This window comes from Chelatococcus daeguensis (genome assembly GCF_001887265.1).
In the GTDB taxonomy this organism is placed as follows: domain Bacteria; phylum Pseudomonadota; class Alphaproteobacteria; order Rhizobiales; family Beijerinckiaceae; genus Chelatococcus_A; species Chelatococcus_A sambhunathii.
Window position 1 is genome coordinate 1,543,400 of the sequence record NZ_CP018095.1, and the last position, 18,968, is coordinate 1,562,367.

15 protein-coding genes, 1 tRNA gene, 1 pseudogene and 1 CRISPR repeat array are annotated in these 18,968 nt (G+C 68.3%); of the genes and pseudogenes, 11 read left to right on the plus strand and 6 right to left on the minus strand.

From position 1 onward, the window contains the following. Window positions 1-67: 67 nt before the first annotated feature. Window positions 68-607 carry a molybdopterin-guanine dinucleotide biosynthesis protein B gene (gene mobB, locus BOQ54_RS07400; RefSeq protein ID WP_055460055.1) on the plus strand — a complete coding sequence of 180 codons (540 nt, stop codon included), beginning with the start codon at window positions 68-70 and terminating at the stop codon, window positions 605-607. Beyond that, on the plus strand, window positions 591-1,841 hold the full coding sequence (locus BOQ54_RS07405; protein WP_071923624.1) for a molybdopterin molybdotransferase MoeA: 1,251 nt from the start codon (window positions 591-593) through the stop codon (window positions 1,839-1,841). Before mobB ends, BOQ54_RS07405 begins: the two co-directional genes overlap by 17 nt. Here BOQ54_RS07405 and BOQ54_RS07410 read toward each other — a convergent pair. Genes BOQ54_RS07410 through osmF form a run of 4 tightly spaced genes read right to left on the minus strand, consistent with a single transcriptional unit; the run spans window position 1,823 to window position 5,665 of the window. Then, window positions 1,823-2,572 (minus strand): ABC transporter permease, encoded by a 750-nt coding sequence (locus tag BOQ54_RS07410; RefSeq protein ID WP_071923625.1) that lies wholly within the window; start codon window positions 2,570-2,572, stop codon window positions 1,823-1,825. The genes BOQ54_RS07405 and BOQ54_RS07410 overlap by 19 nt on opposite strands. Continuing rightward, window positions 2,572-3,558 carry an ABC transporter ATP-binding protein gene (locus BOQ54_RS07415; RefSeq protein WP_063185712.1) on the minus strand — a complete coding sequence of 329 codons (987 nt, stop codon included), beginning with the start codon at window positions 3,556-3,558 and terminating at the stop codon, window positions 2,572-2,574. Before BOQ54_RS07415 ends, BOQ54_RS07410 begins: the two co-directional genes overlap by 1 nt. Next, a complete protein-coding gene (locus tag BOQ54_RS07420; protein WP_055460051.1) occupies window positions 3,555-4,745 on the minus strand; it encodes an ABC transporter permease in 1,191 nt (396 codons plus the stop codon). The genes BOQ54_RS07415 and BOQ54_RS07420 overlap by 4 nt, the downstream gene beginning before the upstream one ends. Window positions 4,746-4,759: 14 nt before the next feature. Then, window positions 4,760-5,665: a glycine betaine ABC transporter substrate-binding protein OsmF gene (gene osmF / locus BOQ54_RS07425; RefSeq protein ID WP_055460050.1), complete on the minus strand. Its 906-nt coding sequence runs from the start codon at window positions 5,663-5,665 to the stop codon at window positions 4,760-4,762. A gap of 251 nt (window positions 5,666-5,916) precedes the next feature. Here osmF and BOQ54_RS07430 point away from each other — a divergent pair, with 251 nt between their 5' ends. From BOQ54_RS07430 to BOQ54_RS20155, 5 genes are all read left to right on the plus strand, one after another. Next, window positions 5,917-6,570, plus strand: coding sequence for an exopolysaccharide biosynthesis protein (locus BOQ54_RS07430; RefSeq protein WP_071924430.1), 654 nt, complete (start codon window positions 5,917-5,919; stop codon window positions 6,568-6,570). A gap of 108 nt (window positions 6,571-6,678) precedes the next feature. Beyond that, a complete protein-coding gene (locus BOQ54_RS07435) occupies window positions 6,679-7,185 on the plus strand; it encodes a hypothetical protein (RefSeq protein ID WP_063185716.1) in 507 nt (168 codons plus the stop codon). 44 nt (window positions 7,186-7,229) lie between these two features. Further along, window positions 7,230-7,856 carry a L,D-transpeptidase gene (locus BOQ54_RS07440; protein WP_432431522.1) on the plus strand — a complete coding sequence of 209 codons (627 nt, stop codon included), beginning with the start codon at window positions 7,230-7,232 and terminating at the stop codon, window positions 7,854-7,856. A 23-nt stretch (window positions 7,857-7,879) separates the two neighbouring features. Further along, window positions 7,880-8,902: an amino acid ABC transporter substrate-binding protein gene (locus BOQ54_RS07445; RefSeq protein ID WP_071923626.1), complete on the plus strand. Its 1,023-nt coding sequence runs from the start codon at window positions 7,880-7,882 to the stop codon at window positions 8,900-8,902. 93 nt (window positions 8,903-8,995) lie between these two features. Continuing rightward, entirely contained in the window at window positions 8,996-9,325 is a 330-nt protein-coding gene (locus BOQ54_RS20155; protein ID WP_055460047.1) for a hypothetical protein, read from the plus strand. 383 nt (window positions 9,326-9,708) lie between these two features. After that, a CRISPR array of direct repeats spans window positions 9,709-11,789; the repeat unit is 32 nt; unit sequence GTCGCTCCCCGTGCGGGGGCGCGGATTGAAAC. 116 nt (window positions 11,790-11,905) lie between these two features. On the opposite strand, the gene BOQ54_RS07455 is transcribed toward BOQ54_RS20155, so the two are convergent. Then, window positions 11,906-11,994: transfer RNA gene (locus BOQ54_RS07455), tRNA-Ser, on the minus strand. Between the two features lie 247 nt (window positions 11,995-12,241). Between BOQ54_RS07455 and pyc the strand changes: the two genes are divergently transcribed. From pyc to BOQ54_RS07470, 3 genes and pseudogenes are all read left to right on the plus strand, one after another. Next, entirely contained in the window at window positions 12,242-15,685 is a 3,444-nt protein-coding gene (gene pyc / locus BOQ54_RS07460; RefSeq protein WP_063185853.1) for a pyruvate carboxylase, read from the plus strand. A gap of 159 nt (window positions 15,686-15,844) precedes the next feature. Then, entirely contained in the window at window positions 15,845-16,576 is a 732-nt protein-coding gene (locus BOQ54_RS20365; RefSeq protein ID WP_055460045.1) for a cold-shock protein, read from the plus strand. A gap of 157 nt (window positions 16,577-16,733) precedes the next feature. After that, window positions 16,734-17,057: pseudogene (locus BOQ54_RS07470) on the plus strand (acetoacetate decarboxylase family protein); the annotation flags it as partial. A 3-nt stretch (window positions 17,058-17,060) separates the two neighbouring features. Here BOQ54_RS07470 and phnF read toward each other — a convergent pair. After that, window positions 17,061-17,786 (minus strand): phosphonate metabolism transcriptional regulator PhnF, encoded by a 726-nt coding sequence (gene phnF, locus BOQ54_RS07475; RefSeq protein WP_157672343.1) that lies wholly within the window; start codon window positions 17,784-17,786, stop codon window positions 17,061-17,063. A 240-nt stretch (window positions 17,787-18,026) separates the two neighbouring features. On the opposite strand from phnF, the gene BOQ54_RS07480 reads away from it, so the two are divergent. Beyond that, window positions 18,027-18,917 (plus strand): PfkB family carbohydrate kinase, encoded by an 891-nt coding sequence (locus BOQ54_RS07480; protein ID WP_071923627.1) that lies wholly within the window; start codon window positions 18,027-18,029, stop codon window positions 18,915-18,917. Window positions 18,918-18,968 lie beyond the last annotated feature (51 nt).

Below are 18,968 nucleotides of genomic sequence, written 5' to 3' on the forward strand. Positions count from 1 at the left end.
TGTGCACAGTCGGGCCGGATGCTTCGCAAGGGGCATCCGGCTTTCTCGTGTCCGGATCGATTTCTCAATGCGTGTCATTGGCCTCGCCGGCTGGAGCGGCTCCGGCAAGACGACCCTTCTCACCCGCCTCATCCCGGTTCTCGTCGCCCGCGGGCTCAGCGTCTCGACCATCAAACATGCGCATCACGCCTTCGATGTCGACAGGCCGGGCAAGGATTCCTTCCTGCACCGGCAGGCCGGCGCGCGCGAGGTGCTGGTGGCCTCGCGCCGGCGCTGGGCACTGATGCGCGAATTGAGGGACGAGCGCGAGCCGCGGCTCGCCGAGCTCGTGGCGCTGATCGACGATTGCGATATCCTCCTCGTCGAGGGCTTCAAGCGCGAGGAGCACGTCAAGGTGGAGGTCTACCGCAAGGCCAACGGCAAGCCGCCGCTCCATCCCGACGACGGCCGCATCGTCGCCGTGGCGAGCGACGTTGCCCTGCCCGATGCAGGGCGCCCGGTCATCGACATCGACGACATCGAAACGATCGCCGATGTCGTCTTGGCCCATGCCGAGCCCGTGGAGCGGCTGATGGAGAGGCTTTCCGCGCATGGCCCAGCTGAGTGACGACTGCTTCGCCTTCGGCGGGCCGCTGATGTCCGTCGAGGAGGCGCTGGCGCTGATCGGCGAGCGCATCGCGCCCGTCGACGGCATCGAGGATGTGCTGGTGCGCAGCGCCGAGGGCCGCGTGCTGGCGCGCGATGTGCCGGCGCTCGTCGATCTACCACCTTTCGACAATTCCGCCGTCGACGGCTGGGCCGTGCGCTATGACGACCTTGCGCGCGAGGGCGAGACGCGCCTGCCGGCCGCCGGGCGGGTGATCGCCGGCAGTGCCGCGGCCGCCATACCCCCCGGCCATGCCGTGCGCATCTTCACGGGCGCGCTGATGCCCGCCGGGGCCGACACCGTCTTCATGCAGGAGGACGTGACGCTCGATGGCGGGACGGTCGTCCTGCCGTCGGGGCTGAAGCGCGGCGCCAATTGCCGGAAGGCGGGCGAGGACATTGCGCGCGGCGCGGTGGCGCTGCCGGCGGGCCGGCTCCTCAGGCCGCAGGACCTCGCGCTCGCGGCGGCCGTCGGCCATGCGAGCCTGCCGGTACGTCGGCCGCTGCGGGTTGCCGTCTTCTCCACGGGCAACGAGTTGGTGGAACCGGGCGAGCCGCTGCCCACGGCCGGCATCTACGATTCGAACCGCTTCGCCCTCATCGCCTTGCTCGGCCGGCTGGGTGTCGCGGTGTCGGACCTCGGCGTGCTGCGCGACGAGCCGGAGCGCCTGCGCGAGGCGCTCGCGGCTGCGAGCGGGGAGCATGACCTGATCCTCACCTCGGGCGGTGTCTCGACGGGGGAGGAGGACCATGTCCGGGCGGCGGTGGAGGCGGCGGGCCGGCTCGTCTTCTGGCGCCTCGCCATCAAGCCGGGCCGGCCGGTCGCCATGGGCGTCATCGCCGGCACGCCCTTCGTCGGCCTGCCGGGCAATCCCGTTGCCGTCTATGTCACCTTCACCTTCGTGGTGCGCCCGCTTCTCGCCCGGCTGATGGGCGCGGAGCTACCGCGCCCGCTCGCCATCCCGGCACGGGCCGCCTTCGCCTATCGCAAGAAGGCCGGGCGGCGCGAGTTCGTGCGCGTCAGCCTGCGGCGGGGAGGAGACGGCACATACGAGGCGGTGAAATACCCGCGCGACGGTGCCGGCGTCCTGACCTCGCTCACCGAGACGGACGGCCTCGCGGCACTGCCCGAGGACATGACAGACCTTGCCGAAGGCGACAGGGTCGACGTCTATCCCTACGCGCTCCTCGGCTGACGCGCCCGCCGCTCGAGGAAGCCGAGGCCGAGGTCGACGAGGATGGCGAGCATGGCGACGAGCACGCCGCCCTGCAGCACATAGGCGAGGTTGTCCGCCTGCAGCCCGGCGATGATGATCTCGCCGAGGCCCCGTGCGCCGACCGTGGAGCCGATCGTCGCCGTGCCGATGCTGACGATGATCGAGACGCGGAAGCCCGCGATGATCACCGGCAGCGCCAGCGGCAGCTCGATCTCCCTGAGGATGCGCCGGCCCGTCATGCCCATGCCGCGCGCCGCCTCGACCACCTGCGGCGAGACGTCCTTCAGCCCGGCGATGGTATTCTCGAAGATCGGCAGGAGCCCGTAGGCGAAGAGCGCGACGAGCGTCGGCCGCGCGCCGAAGCCGGTAAGCGGCACGGCGACCGCGAGCATGGCGATGGGCGGAAAGGTCTGCCCGAGATTGGCGACGGCGCGGGCGAGCGGCAGATATTGCGCGCCGGCCGGGCGGGTCACGAAGATGCCGATGGCGAGCGCGATGACGAGCGCTGCAAGGCTCGCCGCGATGACGAGGCCGATATGCGAGAGGGTCAGCGCCAGGATGCTGTCGCGGTCGTAGATCGCCGGCTGGCCGAATTTCGCCAGCGCCGCGAGCGGCCGCTCGAAGGCCCGCGGGACGAGTACCATGATGGAAAAGAGCGCGACGGCGATCCCGGCCGCCACGATCCGCAGGAGGCCCCGCCGCTGCGCCATCACCGGCTGCCTCCGCCGAAGGCGATGATCCGCTCCATGTCGATCACGCCGACGATCGCTCCGGCCTCGTCGATGACGGGCAACTCGTCGACGCCGGCGAAGACGAGGCGCGACGCCGCCTCGCGCAGGCTCGCCGAGGCGGAGAGGGGGGCGAGGGATACGTTTGCGCCCGCCTTGCGGAAGGTGCCGTCGCCTATCGGCATCCAGTCCATCGCAGGCCCCATCAAAGCGGTGACGCCGGCGAGGGAGAGCAGCTTCAGCCCACGATCCTCGCTACCGATCAGCGACTCGACGAAGGCGCTCGCCGGCCGGCGCAGAAGGCTCTCCGGCGCGTCGAGCTGCACGATGCGCCCCCTCTCCATCACCGCCAGCCGGTCGGCGAGTTTGAAGGCCTCATCCATGTCGTGTGTGACGAGCAGCACGGTCGTGCCCATGCGCCGGCGGATGGCGAGGAACTCGTCCTGCAGGCGCGTGCGGGTGATGGGGTCGAGCGCGCCGAAGGGCTCATCCATCAGCAGCACGGCGGGCTTGCCCGCCATGGCCCGTGCCACGCCGACGCGCTGCTGCTGGCCGCCCGACAGTTCGTGCGGATATTTGCGTGCGAAGATGGCAGGCGGTAGGCCGAAGAGCTCGAGCAGTTCCGCGACGCGGGCCGCGATGCGTGGGCGCGGCCAGCCGAGCAGACGCGGCACGGTGGCAATGTTCTGGGCGACGGTACGGTGGGGGAAGAGGCCGATGCCCTGGATGGCGTAGCCCATGCGCAGCCTGAGCGTCGCCGGTGGAATGCCCGTCGTGTCGACGCCATCGATCAGGACACGCCCGGCGCTCGGCTCGATGAGGCGATTGATCATGCGCAGCGTCGTCGACTTGCCGCAGCCGGACGGGCCGATGAGCGCCAGCGCCTCGCCCTCGGCGAGCTCGAAGGAGATGCCGTCAACCGCTCGGACCGGCCCGAAGCTCTTCGTCAGTCCCTCGACCGTGATCATGCCGCCCTCCCTCGCGCACGGCCCGCGACCGCATCGAGCACGACGGCGGCAAGGAAGGCGAGAATGACGATGGGCACAGCGCCGAGCAGCACGAGGTCCATGGCGGTCTGCCCCATGCCGCGGAAGACGAAGGTGCCGAAGCCGCCGGCCCCGATCAGCGCCGCGACCGCCGCAAGGCCGATGTTCTGCACCAGCACGATGCGCACGCCCGTGACGATGACGGGGAAGGCGAGCGGCCATTCGACGCCGGCGAGGCGCCGCAAGGGCCCCATGCCCATGCCGCGCGCCGCTTCCACCACCGCCGGCGGAACGGCCGCGAAGCCCGCCACCGTATTGGCGACGACAGGCAGCAGCGAATAGAGGAACAGCGCAAGGAGGGCGGGCGTCAGGCCGATGCCGCGGATGCCGGCAGCGCCGAGCGCGGGATAGGCGGCGGCGAGCGCGGCGAGCGGGGCCATCATCAGGCCGAACATGGCGATGCTCGGCACGGTCTGGATGACCGACAGCACCGCGAGCACGGCTCCCCGCGCCGCGGCAAGGCGGTGGCATAGATAGCCGAGCGGGATGCCGAGCAGCAGCGCCGGCGCGAGGCTGCCGCCAACGAGCACGAGATGGCGCGCCCCTTGCTGCCAGAAGCTGTCGCGGTTGGCCGCGTATTCGCGCATGATCGACAGGTCGTTCCACAGCCCCGCCGCCAGCACGGCGAGCACCGCCCCGACGGCGGCGAAGGCGAGCGTGATGCGCGCCAGCGGCCCGCCGCGCAGCTTGACGAGCGCATCGGCGAGGATCAGTCCGAAGGCGCCGGTGGTGAGCCAGAAGCCGGAGCCGAGGGAGACGCGCGCCAGCGTCGCGCCCGCCGGCAGCAGGGCCGTCGCCGCAAGGCCGGCGCCGAGGAGGGCGGCGAGCGCGCCGGCCGCTCCGGCCAAGGCCTGCACGGCGGCATGATGCGCGAGCGCCGCGACGAGGGCGCAGGCCGTGAGGACGGCGGCAAGCGGCAGTCCGAGCCATGCGGCTGGCAGTGCGGGCAGGGAGAAGCCCTCGCCCGAGACGATCCGGTTGGGCTGCAGCGCGAGGAAGGGCGCAAACGCGACGGCGAGGAGCGCCGCGACGGCGCACAGCCGCGCAAGGCCGCGTCCCTCCGCGGCGGCTCCCGTCGGCACCGGGCGCGCTGTCGGCTCTTCCGTCACGCGAGGGCGGCCCGCTACTTCAGGAGGCCCTTGCTCGTCAGGTAGTCCTTCGCCACAGCACCGGCGTTCTCGCCGCCGACGGCGATGCGCCCGTTGAGCTTCTGCAGCGTCTCGAGGTCGAGCGAGGCGAACACCGGTTCAAGCAACTCCTCGATCTGCGGATATTGCTTCAGCACCGCCTCGCGGATGATCGGCGCCGGTTGATAGACCGGCTGCACGCCCTTGTCGTCCGTCATGACGACGAGGCCGACCTCGGCGATGGCGCCGTCCGTGCCATAGACCATGGCGGCATTGGTGCCGTCCGTCCCCTCGGCCGCCGCCTTGATCGTGGCGGCCGTGTCGCCGCCGGCGAGCGTCAGCAACTGGTCGGACTTCAGGGTAAAGCCATAGGCCTTCTGGAAGGCGGGCAGGGCCGCGGCCGAGTTGACGAACTCGGCCGAGGCGGCGAGCTTCACCGTGCCGCCCTTCGCCACATAGGCACCGAAGTCCGACATCGTCGCGAGCTTCTCTGCCGCCGCGAGGTCGCCACGCACGGCGATCGCCCAGGTGTTGTTGGCCGGGGCCGGCGTCAGCCAAACGATCTTTTCGGCGTCATAGTCGCGCTTCTTCGCCTCGGCATAGCCCTTGGCTGCGTCCTTCCAGACGTCGCTGTCGGCCATGTTGTAGAAGAAGCCGGCATTACCGGTGTACTCCGGGTAGATGTCGATCTCGCCTGCCCTGATCGCGGCGCGCACCACGGGCGTCGCCCCGAGCGAGACCCGGTCGACGACAGGGATGCCGTTCTCCTGCAGCACGAGGCGGATCATCGCGCCGAGCAAGCTGCCCTCCGTGTCGATCTTCGATGCGACGACGACGTCGGCGCGCGCTGTGCCCGTTGCCATGGCAATGACCGCGACGGCGGCCAGGACCGTCTTCTTCATGGAAGCGTCCCCCTTCCGAATGCGCGAGCCGTGACGCGCCTCATGGTCGACAGCATAGGGCGAGCCGTGCCGATGCATCAATGTCCCGGCGCGTGCATGGCGCAGCGCGCAGCCGCAGGCCGCACGATACGCACGCTGTCATGATTCGTCCTTGATGTTCGTCCAGATGTGGCGTGCCGTTGTCGTTGACGACGTGGACCCCATCTGTCCTTCGTAGCGCCCGCATGCCGGGCCTCGTTGCCGGAATTCGCATGCTGGACGATACGAATCGTATGCCGGTCGTGTTTGGGGTGGCGCGCCCGCGCCGCCGTTTCTCGGAGGTGCTGCGGGATCTCGCGGCCTTCCCATCCGAGCGGGTGCGCGTCGCCGACATTCTCGATGCCTTCGGCGACCGGGCCTTTGGCGCATTGATGCTCATCTTCGCGGTGCCGAATGTGCTGCCGCTGCCGCCCGGCACCTCGTCCGTGCTCGGCGCTCCGCTTCTGTTCATCGCGGCGCAGCTCATGCTCGGCCGGCCGGTGCTGTGGCTGCCGCAGTTCATCACGGAGCGCTCGCTGGCGCGCAACGATTTCGCCGCCATGGCCGACAAGCTGCTGCCGCATCTGACGCGGTTCGAGCGCATGCTGCAGCCGCGCCTGACCGGCCTCTTCAACCCGATGCACGACCGCATCATTGGCGGCGCCTGCCTCATCCTCGCGATCATCCTCTTCCTGCCGATCCCCTTCGGCAACATGCTGCCGGCCTTCGCCATCTCGGCCTTCGCTATCGGGCTCATGGAGCGCGACGGCATCGCGGTCGCCGTCGGCTGGCTGGGCAAGCTCGCGAGCCTTGCCGTGCTGGCCGCCATCTCGACGGCGCTCGTTGCTGCCGCCGCCGCCTTCTTCACGCATCTCTGGCCGTTCTGATCCACCCCTTGCACGCCAAGCGGCTTGACCCACCGTCCTTTCGTCGTGATGCTCTTGCCGCCGCCGGCTCGGCCCGCGGCTGCGCAACCTGGCAAAGGGGGGAATGCCATGGGTTTTGCGATCGAGCGTCGGGCGTATCTGTCAACGGCTTTCTGGATTACCGGCGCGGCGCTGCTTGCCGGCTGCGCGGGCGATGACGTCGTCTCGCCCGCCGTGACCACGCCGGCCCTGCCACCGGTGACGGCGGAGCAATTGGTGGGCCGCTGGGGCCTCGGTTCCTATCACCGCGACACCGACCGCGACCGCACGGTCAAGGAAGCGCGCGCTCAGTGCCGCAATCCCTATGTCATCAAGGCGGGGGCCGACGGCGGCGTGATCATGAACCTCGCCGACGAGAAGGAGCCGCGCGAACTCCTCGTCAAGACGACGCGCGAGGGCCGCACCTTCATCGGCCCGGGCGAGCGGCCGGCCGGTGACCTGACGGACATGGAGATCATCGCCGTCGACGATACGAGCTTCACCGTGCAGTGGGTCGATCCGGACGTCTCGTCCCGCTACGGCACGATGGTCTATGTCAATTGCGCGCCGCGGAGCGCAAGAACGACGGCGGGGTGAGAGCAACAGCGGCGCGGCTGCGCGCGCCACGAACAAGCGAGGTGATGGCGATGCCGGAAACGGACGTTCTCCTCCAGCGGTTGTTTGGGGTGCTCGTGGGGCTGGTCCTGGCGGTGGCGGTCGCAGTCCCTGCGGTGGCGCAAGTGCAACGGGGCGTCATGGAGATTGAGGATCAACCGGGCTTCGTGCCCGACGAGGCCGACGAGATCCTCTCCGGGCCCTTCGAGCGCCAGCTCGTCTTCTTCCGCACGACGGAGGCGCCCGGCACCATCATCATCCACACGTCGGAACGCTTCCTCTATCTCGTAGAGGGTAACAACCGCGCCATGCGTTACGGCATCGGCGTCGGCCGCGAGGGCTTCCAGTGGTCGGGCCTGCTGCAGATCTCGCGCAAGCAGGAATGGCCGGACTGGCGCCCGCCGCCGGAGATGATCCAGCGCCAGCCCTATCTGCCGCGCTTCATGGCCGGCGGCCCCGGCAATCCCATGGGTGCCCGGGCACTCTATCTCGGCGCCACCGTCTATCGCATCCACGGCACCAACCAGCCGCAGACGATCGGCCATGCCGTGTCATCCGGCTGCTTCCGTCTCGTCAACAACGACATCGTCGATCTTTATGAACGGGTGCCGGTGGGCACCAAGGTCATCGTCCGCCACGCCGCGAAGCTGTGACGGGGCAGGGCAGGGGGAAGGGAATGCGCGTCATCGCAAATGCGGCCGCGGCCGCCGGTTTTGTGGCGGCAGCAGCGCTCGCGGCACCGGCGGCAGCCGGTACGCTCGACACGGTCAAGCAGCGCGGCAAGCTTGTCTGCGGCGTCAGCCAGGGCCTCATGGGTTTCTCTGCCCGGGACGGCAAGGAGCAATGGAGCGGCTTCGACGTCGACTTCTGCCGCGCCATCGCGGCGGCGATCTTCGACGACCCTGCCAAGGTGGAGTTCGTCCCCCTCTCGGCGGCGGAGCGCTTCGAGGCGCTGAAGAGCGGCAAGATGGACGTTCTCTCGCGCAATTCCACCTGGACGCTGGGACGCGAGGTGGACCACGGCATCGTCTTCACCGCCGTGAATTATTACGACGGCCAGGGTTTCCTCGTGCCCAAGGCGCGCGCCATCGGCTCCGCGCTGGAAATGAACGGGATGAAGGTCTGCGTGCAGGCGGGCACGACGAGCGAGGTCAACCTGCGCGACTTTTCCGATGCCAACGGCATGACGCTCGAGACCGTGGTCGTCTCCTCGCCCGAGGAGGCCGTGAGGACCTACAGCGAGGGGGGCTGCACGGCCATCTCGAGCGATGTGTCGCAGCTGCACGCCGAGCGACTGGCGCTCGAGAACCCGTCCGACCACTCCGTCCTGCCGGACATCATCTCGAAGGAGCCGCTCGCGCCCGCCGTCCGCAGTGACGACATGGTCTGGTTCACCATTGTGAAATGGGTGAGCTTCGCCATGCTCAACGCCGAGGAGCTTGGCGTGTCGTCGACGCGCATCGACGAAGCGCTCCGTTCGAGCAAACCCGACGTGCGGCGTCTCGTCGGCACGGAAGGCGGCTTCGGTGAGAAGCTCGGCCTCACCAACGACTGGGTGGTCCGCATCGTCCGCGCTGTGGGCAACTACGGTGAGGTCTACGAGCGCAACGTCGGCGTCGGCTCGAAGCTCGGCATCCCGCGCGGCATCAACCAGCTCTGGAGCCTGGGGGGAATCCAGTACGCGCCACCGCTCAGGTAAACGAGGAGGCATGTTCACCCGGACCATCCCCGTTGGGGGACGGATTTTGAGATCAATCGTTTCTAATTGCTCATTGCCTTGCCAGGATAGCCGATGTTCATTCTTCTTGCCGCACTGGCCGCTTGTGGCGGCTTCTTGACCGGTATCTTCACCTGTGCTCCCGCCTGGATCGTCACGAGCGGCCTCGCCGGCCTTGCGGCCTGCGCGGCATGGCTCACCTCGACTGTCTCGGGCGCCGAAGCCGTGGCCATGTACCTCGCCTTCTGCGGTGGCCTGACAAGCGCTCTTGGCCTTGCTCTCGTGAGGCATGCGAGGGCGAGGCGGGGGGCGCGGCCGGAAACCCGGGCGGGTTCGGACCCGGCGCAGGAACACCAGATCGCAGCCCTGCCCCACCTGTTTGACGGTGGCGGCACGCGGCGATAGCCCGCAGCGCGATCGGACGGATAGAACCCACGGCGCGAATGGCGGCCGCCCGATCTCAACCCCGGCCGGCGGCTTGCGCGATCATAACATGGCGTGCGTCTGCGTCGGGTGCAGGCGGGGGCAGGGCCGATGACCGGCCGACAGTGCCGCGTTGGCCCGGCCGAGACGCCACCCGCAACCGCAGCACGACCAACTGCGCGTCGGAAGCGCGAACCCCAAGCATGCCGAAAAAACCGGCCCTGTTCGCGCACTCCCTGGCTCCTTGACATCGTTGAAACATCATCGTCACGCAGAAAACGCTTCGCTCTCCTGGGCAGCGGCACGACGCGGTTCGCGCTTCCGGCTCTATTTTGCTTGTTCCTGCAATCGGCTAAGAAGAGGCGGTCGCTCCCCGTGCGGGGGCGCGGATTGAAACCCCGGGATCAGGCCGCCAAATTCAACGGCAACCGTCGCTCCCCGTGCGGGGGCGCGGATTGAAACCTTCGAGCGCAATGGACGGCCCAACGGGCCGGAGGGTCGCTCCCCGTGCGGGGGCGCGGATTGAAACATCACGTCCGTGAGGCCGGCGAATGCCGTCTGCTGTCGCTCCCCGTGCGGGGGCGCGGATTGAAACTCTTTCACAGTCGAGGTGACGCCGTTTGTCCCGCGTCGCTCCCCGTGCGGGGGCGCGGATTGAAACCAGCACCTGCGGCAAGCGATCATCAATGCCGCGGGTCGCTCCCCGTGCGGGGGCGCGGATTGAAACTCATTCGAGAGGTGCCGGCATGGCCAATCTCAAGTCGCTCCCCGTGCGGGGGCGCGGATTGAAACTCCGATGTGGCCACGACATGCGCTGCCGTGACGAGTCGCTCCCCGTGCGGGGGCGCGGATTGAAACATTTCGGCGGCCGATGCAGTTGGCTCGAACCCGCGGTCGCTCCCCGTGCGGGGGCGCGGATTGAAACTGCAGCGATTGATCAAGGTCCTCCCGGAAGGCCGGTCGCTCCCCGTGCGGGGGCGCGGATTGAAACGCCGGCGAGCTTCTCGGTGAGAGTCGCGGCCTTGGTCGCTCCCCGTGCGGGGGCGCGGATTGAAACGCGATCAGCCGACGTTTGATGCGCGTGTCCCGTTGTCGCTCCCCGTGCGGGGGCGCGGATTGAAACTTCTCGCCGGTGGCGAGCGACAAGCGAGCCAGCCGGTCGCTCCCCGTGCGGGGGCGCGGATTGAAACTGCGCCAAAAGTTGCTCGACGCCGGATCGCCTTAGTCGCTCCCCGTGCGGGGGCGCGGATTGAAACCATCCATTTGCTGAAATCGATGTCGCTGGGACGAGGTCGCTCCCCGTGCGGGGGCGCGGATTGAAACCTTGTGCGGGTGGAGGGTGAGCCGATCGGCCTTGTCGCTCCCCGTGCGGGGGCGCGGATTGAAACGTTTTGCACGTGATTCAGGGATGCCCACCACAAGGTCGCTCCCCGTGCGGGGGCGCGGATTGAAACCACTCTTGCTTGCCGATGGCCTTGCGAGCCTGAGTCGCTCCCCGTGCGGGGGCGCGGATTGAAACTGGCGATAGCGCTCGATCGCCTGGGGATGCAGCGGTCGCTCCCCGTGCGGGGGCGCGGATTGAAACACCCAGACCGTCAAGGTGGTCGAGCTCGGCGAGATGTCGCTCCCCGTGCGGGGGCGCGGATTGAAACCTCCGCAAGGTCTGGAAGCAGGCTTCGACCCAGCGGTCGCTCCCCGTGCGGGGGCGCGGATTGAAACGGCATCGTGCAGTTCAAGTCCGTCGAGCCGGGCAGTCGCTCCCCGTGCGGGGGCGCGGATTGAAACCGATATCGGGCGTTTCTCCGCAGGCGGGCCGCCGGGTCGCTCCCCGTGCGGGGGCGCGGATTGAAACACTCATGCCGGTCGAGGCCAGAAATGAATCGATCGTCGCTCCCCGTGCGGGGGCGCGGATTGAAACGTCAACAGCATGTCCGACCTCTTCCACGAGGTCGGTCGCTCCCCGTGCGGGGGCGCGGATTGAAACTGAGCGAGCGTCCTGCAACTCGCTCACCAAGTCAGGTCGCTCCCCGTGCGGGGGCGCGGATTGAAACCGCAGCCAGACATGCGCGTTGCCGTTGGCCGTGGCGTCGCTCCCCGTGCGGGGGCGCGGATTGAAACGCCCTTGCCTGCTCGCAGGCTCGGCAGACCATCGTCGCTCCCCGTGCGGGGGCGCGGATTGAAACCTGAAGACGCGCGCCTCGCTGTTACGCCGGTACTGTCGCTCCCCGTGCGGGGGCGCGGATTGAAACCCGTTTGCCGTCGGCGTGGCCGCCTATCTGGTGGTCGCTCCCCGTGCGGGGGCGCGGATTGAAACTCCGATCGATCCTTCTCGGAGGCATGGGATACAGGTCGCTCCCCGTGCGGGGGCGCGGATTGAAACTCGGCGCTCGCGACCGGCGCCTATGAGGTCGCATGTCGCTCCCCGTGCGGGGGCGCGGACGGAAACTCGCGGCGGTGCCGGCACTCGCGCCGGTGCTTATTGCCTTGCTATCGCCGCGACCCCGCGCGAGCCTTCACGGGCGGTGGGCTGGCCTTCAATACGTTGATTTTCCTTGATTTCCGCGGAGACGAGGGGATTCGAACCCCTGATACGTGTTACCACGTATAACGGTTTAGCAAACCGCCGCCTTCAGCCACTCGGCCACGTCTCCTGCGGCGGCCAAGCCCTAACCTTTTCGCGGATTCCGGTCAACATGCCAGTTGGGTCATGCACCGCCACTTTGGGCCGCGACCAGCCTGCTTTCTCGGTGAGGGGCGGGGAGTGCGCGTGGCCGAAGGGATGCTGCAGCGCAGCGGCATGCGTGGGCGCGGAGCCAAATGACATGATGATTCCGTTGTTTGCGCCCTGCTGCATTGCGTGTATGGCAAAAGAGCTTTGCGCTGTTTGAGGGGGCCTGCATGAAGATCAAGCGCCTGTTGGTTGCCAACCGCTCCGAGATCGCCATTCGCGTGTTTCGGGCGGCGACGGAACTCGGCATCCAGACGGTGGCGATCTATGCGGAGGAGGACAAGCTCTCGCTGCACCGCTTCAAGGCGGATGAGGCCTATCAGGTCGGCAGGGGCAAGGGGCCGCTCGAGGCGTATCTTTCGATCGACGAGGTGATCCGTGTCGCGAAAGAAGCGCGGGTCGACGCCATCCACCCCGGCTATGGCTTCCTGTCCGAAAGCCCGGAATTCGCCGAGGCCTGTGCCGCTGCCGGTATCGTCTTCATCGGGCCGAAGCCCGAAACGATGCGCACGCTCGGCAACAAGGTGGCGGCGCGCAACCTCGCCATTTCGGTCGGCGTGCCGGTGATGCCCGCGACCGACCCGCTGCCGGAGGATCCTGCCGAGATCAGGCGCCTTGCCGCCGAGATCGGCTATCCTGTGATGCTCAAGGCCTCCTGGGGCGGCGGCGGACGCGGCATGCGCCCCATCGAGAGCGAGGACAAGCTCATCGACGCCGTTATGAGCGCGAGGCGCGAGGCGAAGGCCGCCTTCGGCAAGGACGAGGTCTATCTCGAGAAGCTCGTGCGCCGCGCCCGCCATGTCGAGGTGCAACTCCTCGGCGACAGGCACGGCAACCTCGTCCACCTCTTCGAGCGCGACTGCTCCATCCAGCGCCGCAATCAGAAGGTGATCGAGCGCGCGCCGGCGCCCTATCTCGACGCGGCGACCCGCGCCGCCCTGTGCGAGGCGGGACTCAAGATCGGCCGGGCGACGGATTATGTCGGCGCCGGCACGGTCGAGTTCCTCATGGATGCCGACACGGGCGCCTTCTACTTCATCGAAGTCAACCCGCGCATCCAGGTGGAGCATACGGTAACCGAGGTCGTCACCGGGCTCGACATCGTCAAGGCGCAGATCCGGATTGCCGAGGGCGGGCGGCTGGGCGTCGCCGCAGAGACCGGCATTCCGCCGCAGTCCGAGATCGTGCTCGACGGCCACGCCCTGCAATGCCGCATCACCACGGAGAACCCGGAGAACAACTTCATCCCGGACTACGGCCGCATCACCGCCTACCGTGGCGCCTTCGGCTTCGGCATCCGCGTCGACGGCGGCACGGCCTATTCCGGGGCCGTCGTCACCCGTTTCTACGACCCGATGCTGGAGAAGGTGACGGCTTGGGCGCCGACGCCGGGCGAGGCCATCGCCCGCATGGACCGGGCGCTGCGCGAATACCGCATCCGCGGCGTCGCCACCAACCTCTTCTTCCTCGAGGCGGTGCTGTCGCATCCGAAGTTCCGCGGCAACGACTACACCACCCGCTTCATCGACGAGACGCCGGAGCTCTTCAGCGCGCCGCGGCGGCGCGACCGAGCGACCAAGCTGCTCACCTATATCGCCGACGTGACCGTGAACGGCCATCCGGAGGTGAAGGGCCGCGCCCGCCCGCCGGCCGAGGCCCGTCCGCCGCAGGCGCCCGTCTTTCCGGCGCCGTCCGGCGTGGAAGGCACGCGCCGGGTGCTCGACCGCCTGGGACCGAAAGGCTTTGCCGAGTGGATGCGCGCCGAGCGCCGGGCGCTCGTCACGGATACCACGATGCGCGACGCGCACCAGTCGCTCCTTGCCACGCGCATGCGCACCTTCGACATCGCCGGCGCGGCGGAGGCCTATGCCAATGGCCTGCCGCAGCTCTTCTCGCTCGAATGCTGGGGCGGCGCCACCTTCGACGTCGCCATGCGCTTCCTCACCGAGGACCCGTGGGAGCGTCTCGCACTGCTGCGCGAGAAGGTGCCGAACGTGCTCCTGCAGATGCTGCTGCGCGGGGCGAACGGCGTCGGCTACACCAATTATCCCGACAATGTCGTGCGCCATTTCGTCCGCCAGGCGGCGGAGGCGGGCATGGACCTCTTCCGCGTGTTCGACTGCCTCAACTGGGTCGAGAACATGCGGGTCGCCATCGACGCCGTCGGCGAGGCGGGCAAGCTGGCGGAAGGGGCCATCTGCTACACCGGCGACATCCTCGACCCTACCCGCGCCAAGTACTCCCTCAGCTATTACGTTGGCCTCGCGAAGGACCTTGAGAAGGCCGGCTGCCACATCCTCGGCATCAAGGACATGGCGGGGCTGCTGAAGCCCGCGGCGGCCAGGGTGCTGGTCAAGGCGCTGCGCGAGGAGGTCGGCCTGCCGATCCACCTTCACACGCACGACACCTCTGGCATCGCGGCAGCGAGCGTGCTGGCGGCGGTCGCTGCCGGGGTCGATGCCTTCGATGCGGCGATGGACGCCATGTCCGGTGCGACGTCCCAGCCCTGCCTCGGCTCGCTCGTCGAGGCCCTGCGCCACACGGACGAGGACACCGGGCTCGACCCGGAGGCCATCCGCCAGCTCAGCTTCTACTGGGAGGCTGTGCGCACCCAATACGCGGCTTTCGAGAGCGACCTGAAGTCCGGCGCCTCCGAGGTCTATCTCCACGAGATGCCGGGCGGCCAGTTCACCAATCTCAAGGAGCAGGCGCGTTCGCTCGGCCTCGAGACGCGCTGGCACGAGGTGGCCAAGGCCTACCGGGCGGCCAACGACCTCTTCGGCGACATCGTCAAGGTCACGCCCTCGTCCAAGGTCGTCGGCGACATGGCGCTGATGATGGTGGCGCAGGGGCTCACGCCGGCGGACGTGCTCGACGAGAAGCGCGACATCGCCTTTCCGGCTTCGGTCGTCGAGATGCTGCGCGGCGACCTCGGCCAGCCGCCCGGCGGCTGGCCCGAGGCCTTGCAGCGCAAGGTGTTGAAGGGCGAGACACCGACCACGGCCCGGCCGGGATCCTTGCTGCCGCCGGCCGATCTTTCTGCCGCGCGCGCGGAAGCCGAGAAGCGCTGCGGCCGCGCCGTCAGCGAGCGGGAACTGGCCTCCTTCCTGATGTATCCGAAGGTCTTCGCCGAGTTCTGCGGAGCGAGCCGCAAGTATGGACCCGTATCGTCCCTGCCGACGCCGGTCTTCTTCTATGGCATGCAGGTGGGCGACGACATCGCCGTCACCATCGAGAAGGGCAAGACCCTCGTCATCCGCCTGCAGGCCGTGGGCGATACGGACGAGGAGGGGCAGGTACGGGTTTTCTTCGAGCTCAACGGCCAGCCACGCATGATCAAAGTCCCGAACCGCGCCGCCGCGGCGAGCCGGCCGGTGCGCCGCAAGGCCGACGAGGCGAACGAGAAGCATGTCGCCGCTCCCATGCCCGGCGCCGTCGCCACGGTGGCCGTCAAGGCGGGGCAGGAGGTCCGGGCCGGCGACATCCTTCTCACCATCGAGGCCATGAAGATGGAGACCGCTATCCACGCCGGCCGCGACGGGCGCGTCGCCGAGGTCGTGGTGGCGCCCGCCACACCTGTCGAAGCCAAGGATCTGCTCGTCGTTTTCGAATAGAGGCGGTCCCCGCGAAAAGGCAGTCGCGCAAAGCCGGAATCGAGGCTATGATTAGACTGTCGCCGCAAGCACGCTTACGGACGAGACCGCTCGGCCTGCCGCATGGCGTGGCCATGTGTTTTCGGGTATGATGAAAACTCTCCCAGTTGGATATCCTGTATGAACCGATACGATGATAACCGTGACGCCCGCCGCAGGGGTGGTGGCCGTCGCGACAGCTTTGACTCCCGTGACGGCGGTTTCGGGGGGCGCGACGGTGGCTTCGGCGGTCGCGACGGAGGCTTCGGCGGCCGTGATGGCGGCTTCGGAGGTCGTGACGGCGGTTTCGGGGGCCGCGAAGGTGGCTTCGGCGGTCGTCCGTCGCGCGATGCTTTTGCGGCGCCGGCCGGCCCGCCGACGGACGCGACGGTGAAGTGGTTCAATCCCGAGAAGGGCTTCGGCTTCGTCGCCTGCGAGGACGGGTCGGGCGATGCCTTCCTCTCCATGCGCTCGCTCGAAGCTGCCGGCTTCAGCGGGGCCGAGCCGGGAGCACGCATCGTCGTGCGCCTGCGCGAGGGGCCGAAGGGCAACCAGGTCGCCGAGGTGCTCGAGCTTGAGGACCTGCCGCCGCAGCCGCGCGCCCCGCGTGGCCCGCGTGCCGGTGGTGGTGGCTTCGCCCCACGGATTCCGGAAGGGCCGGCCGAGGAGATGGCGGGCACGGTCAAGTGGTACAACCGTGACAAGGGCTTCGGCTTCGTTCAGCCCGACGACGGTGGCCGTGACGTGTTCGTCCACGCTTCGACACTGCAGCGCGGCGGCATCGCCGATCTCGCCGAGGGCCAGCGGGTCAACATGAGCGTTGTCGCCGGCGCCAAGGGCCGCGAAGCCTCGATGATTTCCTACGCCGACTGACCGGCGGCGCAAGCCTCGGCGATCTTCGGGCGTCCATGATGAAAAAGCCGCGGGCGGCTGCGCCCGCGGCTTTTTGCTGCGTTGCGGCAAAGTTTTGCCGTCAGTGAAAGGTCGTTGCAAGATCTCGCCCGGCAAGATCTGCCCCGACAAGATCCGCGTGTGCGTGGCGACCGGAACGATAGGCTACAAGCATCGCAGCGCCGGTCTCGATGCCGTGCGGGCCGCGCTGATGCAGCCGAACTTCCCGCTCAAGATCATCCCGCATGTCGATGGCACGCCGCGCATCTGCGAACTCGTCGTATATTTCCTCGAGGACGTCGTCGTCGAAGGGCCGTGGACGGGGCTCGCGGCCCTGTCGCTCAACCCGCATGCGCTGGCGCCGGTGGCGGAACTGCCGGTGCTCGAAGTCGTGTCCGCCCTGCATCTCGTCGCCGATCTGACGCTCGGGCGAGGGCGCGTCGCCCACGTCTATCTGGCGCGAGGCTCAGGTCGTTTCCACACGCACGCGCACGGTGCCGCCGCGCAGCACTGTGTTGCCGAACAGGACCGGGCGGCCTTCCCCGTCCGTGTCCACATAGCTCAGGACGATCACCGGCTCGTCGAGATCGATGCCGAGCGCCGCCGCCTCGACCTTGCGGGGCATGCGCGTGTCGATCCAGGTGGCGCGGCGCAGGAGTCTGCGGCAGTCGAACTCCGCAAGGGTGGCCGACAGGCTGCGCAGTCGGGCGAAGGCGGTGTCGATGCCGGCGAAACGGGCGGCGTCGAAATAGTGATAGCCGTAGGACAACAGGCGCGAGCCGGCCTGGCGCAGCGTCTCCAGCACCAGCAACTCGCCGCCCCTGTCGATCTGCAGCAGGCCGGCGAGATAGTGCGACGTGGGGCGGCGGTAGGAGGCGATGAGTTCGCCGGTGGCCGCATCATTCATGGCCTGCTCGAGTTCGCTCGTGCTGGGTTGGCGGGCGATGCGGTATTCCGGCTGCTCGTCCGTGACGAAGACGCCGGCCCCCTGCCGCGAGACGACGAGGCCCTTGTCCGCCAGCTTGAGTAGCGCCATGCGGACCGTGTGGCGATTGACCCCGTAGCGCCGCGACAGTTCCAGCTCGGATGGAAGCTTCTGACCCGACGCCACGAGTCCGCCGCGAATCTCGAACTCGATGTCGCTCAGGATCTGTCGCCAGACGGGTACGGAAGCTGTTCGATCAAGAGGCAAGCCATCGGAAAAGGAAGGGCAATCGTTCATAGCGAGCCTGTTCGCTTCTTCATATGCCGAAAAATAAAGTAAAATTCTACTTATCCAAATTAATGCATCCCGTTGATGTAAAAAACCACCCATATATCCGAGGGGCTAGAATGGCGCGCGATCCGCGCAAGGCATCTTGACGTGCGTCCGTCATGCTGGCATCGCCGCTTGTCAAGTCTCGCACGCGTGCGGCCGCATATCGAGCCCTGAATGCAAACCGTCCTGTGTATCGGCATCGCCACCCTCGATTATGTCTACAAACTAGACGCGCTGCCGACACGGGCAGAGAAATATCGCGCCCGGGATGTTGCCGTGACGACGGGCGGTTGCGCCGGCAATGCGGCCGTAGCCATCGCGCGCCTCGGCGGCCGGGCCAGACTCATCGCGCGCCTTGGGGACGATCGCGTCGGTGACGACATCGTGGGCTCGCTCACGGACGAGGGCGTCGACTGCAGCGGTGTCGTGCGCCTCGGCGGGCTGCGTTCGCCAGTGTCGGCGATCCTCGTCGATGCGGCCGGCGAGCGCACCGTGATCAGCTATTCCGATCCGCGCTACCCCGCCGCCGTGGAGAGCCTTCCCGCGGCGCTGCCGCAGGGAACCGGCGCCGTGCTCGGCGACACGCGCTGGCAGGAGGGGGCGGCGCGGATCTTCATGCTAGCCCGCGCGGCCGGCGTGCCGGCGGTATTCGACGTCGACCGGGCCCCGGATCACCCGGGAGTCCTCGATGCCGCGAGTCACATCGCCTTCAGCGCACAGGCGTTGCGGGAACGGACGGGGCTGGAGGATCCGCGGGAAGGGCTCCGCAGCCTCGCCTCGCGCCTCCGTGACAGCTGGCTTGCCGTGACGACGGGAGAAGGCGGCGTCTTCTTCATCGAGGACGGCAAGGTCGCGCACGAACCGGCTTTTGCGGTGGATGTGATTGATACCCTGGGGGCCGGCGATGTCTGGCATGGCGCGCTCGCCCTTGCCCTGGCGGAGGGCATGGCGCCCCGCCCCGCCGTACGCTTTGCAAATGCGACCGCTGCCATCAAGTGCACGCGCTTCGGCGGTGGCCGCGGCGCCCCCCGCCGGGCGGAGGTGGAGCATCTGCTCCGAGGCTAGGCTGGCCGGGCGTTTTCTGTCTTGCCGGGGGTGATCTTGCGTTGCGCACCT

Excerpts from the sequence above, each read along its gene's own strand:
- mobB (WP_055460055.1), top strand. The coding sequence starts at position 68 with ATGCGTGTCATTGGCCTCGCCGGCTGGAGCGGCTCCGGCAAGACGACC.
- BOQ54_RS07405 (WP_071923624.1), top strand. The coding sequence starts at position 591 with ATGGCCCAGCTGAGTGACGACTGCTTCGCCTTCGGCGGGCCGCTGATG.
- BOQ54_RS07410 (WP_071923625.1), bottom strand. The coding sequence starts at position 2,572 with ATGGCGCAGCGGCGGGGCCTCCTGCGGATCGTGGCGGCCGGGATCGCC.
- BOQ54_RS07415 (WP_063185712.1), bottom strand. The coding sequence starts at position 3,558 with ATGATCACGGTCGAGGGACTGACGAAGAGCTTCGGGCCGGTCCGAGCG.
- osmF (WP_055460050.1), bottom strand. The coding sequence starts at position 5,665 with ATGAAGAAGACGGTCCTGGCCGCCGTCGCGGTCATTGCCATGGCAACG.
- BOQ54_RS07430 (WP_071924430.1), top strand. The coding sequence starts at position 5,917 with ATGCTGGACGATACGAATCGTATGCCGGTCGTGTTTGGGGTGGCGCGC.
- BOQ54_RS07435 (WP_063185716.1), top strand. The coding sequence starts at position 6,679 with ATGGGTTTTGCGATCGAGCGTCGGGCGTATCTGTCAACGGCTTTCTGG.
- BOQ54_RS07440 (WP_432431522.1), top strand. The coding sequence starts at position 7,230 with ATGGCGATGCCGGAAACGGACGTTCTCCTCCAGCGGTTGTTTGGGGTG.
- BOQ54_RS07445 (WP_071923626.1), top strand. The coding sequence starts at position 7,880 with ATGCGCGTCATCGCAAATGCGGCCGCGGCCGCCGGTTTTGTGGCGGCA.
- BOQ54_RS20155 (WP_055460047.1), top strand. The coding sequence starts at position 8,996 with ATGTTCATTCTTCTTGCCGCACTGGCCGCTTGTGGCGGCTTCTTGACC.
- pyc (WP_063185853.1), top strand. The coding sequence starts at position 12,242 with ATGAAGATCAAGCGCCTGTTGGTTGCCAACCGCTCCGAGATCGCCATT.
- BOQ54_RS20365 (WP_055460045.1), top strand. The coding sequence starts at position 15,845 with ATGAACCGATACGATGATAACCGTGACGCCCGCCGCAGGGGTGGTGGC.
- BOQ54_RS07480 (WP_071923627.1), top strand. The coding sequence starts at position 18,027 with ATGCAAACCGTCCTGTGTATCGGCATCGCCACCCTCGATTATGTCTAC.